At 70.6% G+C, this 2,803-nt stretch carries 3 protein-coding genes; all 3 read left to right on the top strand.

Annotated elements, in window-relative coordinates; genetic code table 11:
- Positions 1-198: 198 nt before the first annotated feature.
- On the top strand, positions 199-1,713 hold the full coding sequence (locus U9983_RS27500; protein WP_322756798.1) for an FtsK/SpoIIIE domain-containing protein: 1,515 nt from the start codon (positions 199-201) through the stop codon (positions 1,711-1,713).
- On the top strand, positions 1,710-1,931 hold the full coding sequence (locus tag U9983_RS27495) for a hypothetical protein (RefSeq protein ID WP_322756797.1): 222 nt from the start codon (positions 1,710-1,712) through the stop codon (positions 1,929-1,931). Before U9983_RS27500 ends, U9983_RS27495 begins: the two co-directional genes overlap by 4 nt.
- Positions 1,928-2,803 (top strand): replication initiator (locus U9983_RS27490; protein ID WP_322756796.1); only part of this gene is annotated, 876 nt, incomplete at its 3' end. The genes U9983_RS27495 and U9983_RS27490, both read left to right, overlap by 4 nt.

Genomic DNA, 2,803 nt, shown 5'->3' with positions numbered 1-2,803 from the left:
CGGCCAACGATTATCTGATCGACTGTGAACGGCTCCTCCTGGACCGCAAGGCCGATGACACCGATAGCGGGGCTGCGGTAGCGGTCTGAGTCTGGTTCTTCTTCTCGCGGGTGCCGGGGCCGATTGCGGGCGCTGTTCTTCGCCGGTTCCGGACCGCTGATTCTCGATTCTTCTAATGCTGGGTGGGTGTGATCTGTCATGGCCAGAATCAACGGCTCACGGCCGTTTCCCGAGGTGCCGACCAGGCATCCGAAAATCGACGTGCCGCTGTGGGCGGTCCTGCTTGGGCTGGCCGGCCGGATAGGCGCCCATGTGGTCGTGTTTCTCGTGCGTCATCCGGTGGCGGTGGCGGTGCTGCTCGCGGTGGCGGTGGTCCGCCAGCGGTTCGGCCTGGTCGGGCTCGGCGTCGGGCTCCTGGTCCTCGTCTTGGTCGCCGGGCTGTGGCGGCTGGCGCATCGCCGATCGTTCGACGGGCTGGCCCGGTGGATCCGCGGCCGGTTGCGGCTGCTGGTCATCTACCGGTGGCGGTGGCGGCCCGTCATGGTCCATACGGATCTTGCGATTCGGATTCCGGTGTCCAACGGTGACCGGGTCACCTTCGCCGAAACCTTCCCCCGAATTCGGACGATCCGCTCGGACCGGTGGGGCGACCAGCTGCGGATCGAGCTGCTCTACGGCCAGACCCCCGACCAGTGGGCGGAGCAGGCCGAGGCGCTGCGCCACGCCTTCCGGGCGCGGTCGTGTCGGATCCGGTCCGATCGGGTGGGGTTCATCTGGGTGGACTTCGCCCGCCGTGATCCCCTCGCCGTTCTCATCCCCCCGGCTGATCTGGACGGACCCGACGCCGACGGAACCGGCGATGACGACGATGACGGTCCGGTGGACCTGTCCGGGATTCCGATCGGCCGCCGGGAGGACGGCGACCTGTGGCGGCTGCCGGTCCGCGGCGCCCATGTCCTGATCGCGGGGGCGACCGGTGCGGGGAAAAGCGCGGCGGTGTGGGCGATGATCCGCGGGCTGGCCCCGGCGGTCCGCGCCGGCCTCGTCGAACTGTGGGTAGCCGACCCCAAGGGTGGGATGGAACTTGCGTTCGGGCAGGCGATGTTCTCCCGGTTCGCGACCGACACCGACAGCATCGCCGATCTCCTCGACGACGCGGTATCGGTCATGCGGAAACGCGCCGCCCGGCTGCGCGGCGTCAGCCGGCTGCACACTCCGACGACCGGCGAACCGCTGATCGTGGTGATCGTCGATGAGATCGCGTCGCTGACCTCGTATGTGACGGATCGGGAGTTGAAGCGGCGGCTGGCGGCGTCGCTGCCGCTGCTGCTCTCCCAAGGCCGCGCACCGGGCGTGGTGGTGATCGGGGCGGTGCAGGACCCGCGCAAAGAGGTGCTGCCGTTTCGGGACCTGTTCCCGGTCCGGGTCGCGCTGCGGATGACCGAAGCCGACCAGGTTGATCTCGTGCTCGGGGACGGTGCCCGCGACCGCGGGGCACGGGCCGACGAGATCGGCGAAGACATGCCCGGGGTCGGCTATGTGCTCCTGGACGGCCAAGCCGACCCGGTGCGGGTGCGGGCGGCCTGGGTCGACGATGCCGAGATTGCGCGGATGGCGCGTCGGTATCCGGTGCCGGCGGTCGCCGAACTGATCGACATCGTCGGTGACGGTCCGGACGGCTGGACCCCGGATGTGGACGGGCGGGCGGCATGACCGCGAGTCCGGAGGACTACGCCCCGGTGTATCCGCTGCCGGTCTGCGACTGCTGCCGGCATCTGTGGGTGGCGCACTGGGCGGATGACGGCTGCCAGATCCCGGCGGGGCGGGGGCGGGTGTGTGGCTGCCGGGAACCGCCACCCGACCACCCCGACCGACCCGAGACCGAGGACGGCCAGGACCACGACCGCGGACAGGAGGAATCGGCGGCGTGACCGACGTGAGCACCCCGCCGGCGGCGGGCAGCCGGGCCGCTCGCCTGCGCCAGCCACTGGCCCGCCACGTCCTGGAGGCGGTCGCGGCGGAAAACGGGGTGTGCATCCGACCGCTGGCGATGCGCCGCGTGGACATGGTCACCGGGGAAACCGAGATCATCCCGATGGCGTGCGGGGCCACCCTCGCGAGCAAGTGTCCGCCGTGTGCCGAGCGGGCGCGGAAACTGCGGATGGCGCAGTGCAAGGCGGGTTGGCATCTCGATGACGAACCGCTACCCGACCCGGACCCACCGACCGATGACGCGAAGACGCTGGTCCAGCTCCGGGCGGATCTCGAAGCCGTCCGCACCGACGCCACGGACAGCCACGATGTGGATCAGATCGCCGAAGTCGACGATCTGATCTCGCAGGTGGACGCGGCGTTGGCAGACCTCGGCGTCCGCGGCAGGACCGCACCGGACAACCGCGACCGACCCCGGCGGACCCGGTCGACCCGCCGGCGTCAGGACGCCCCGGACCTGCCCCGGCTGCCCGTCGATCGACGGACGGTGGGGCAGACGTTCACCGGATCGGACGGGACGGTGTGGCGGCCGTCGATGTTCCTCACCCTCACCTGCGACTCGTACGGTCGGGTGAACTCGGACGGCGCGCCGGTGGACCCGGACGGCTACGACTATCGGCGGGCGGCCCGCGACGCGATCCACTTCCCCAAACTCGTTGATCGCTTCTGGCAGAACCTGCGCCGGGCCGTGGGGTACGACGTCCAGTACTTCGCCTGCCTGGAACCCCAACGGCGCCTCGCACCGCATCTGCACGCGGCGATGCGCGGCACGATCCCGCGGGTGCTGCTCCGCCAGGTCGCGGCGGCGACG

The organism is Protofrankia sp. Cas3 (genome assembly GCF_963555955.1).
Lineage (GTDB): Bacteria > Actinomycetota > Actinomycetes > Frankiales > Frankiaceae > Protofrankia.
This window is presented reverse-complemented; position numbering and strand designations above follow the sequence as displayed.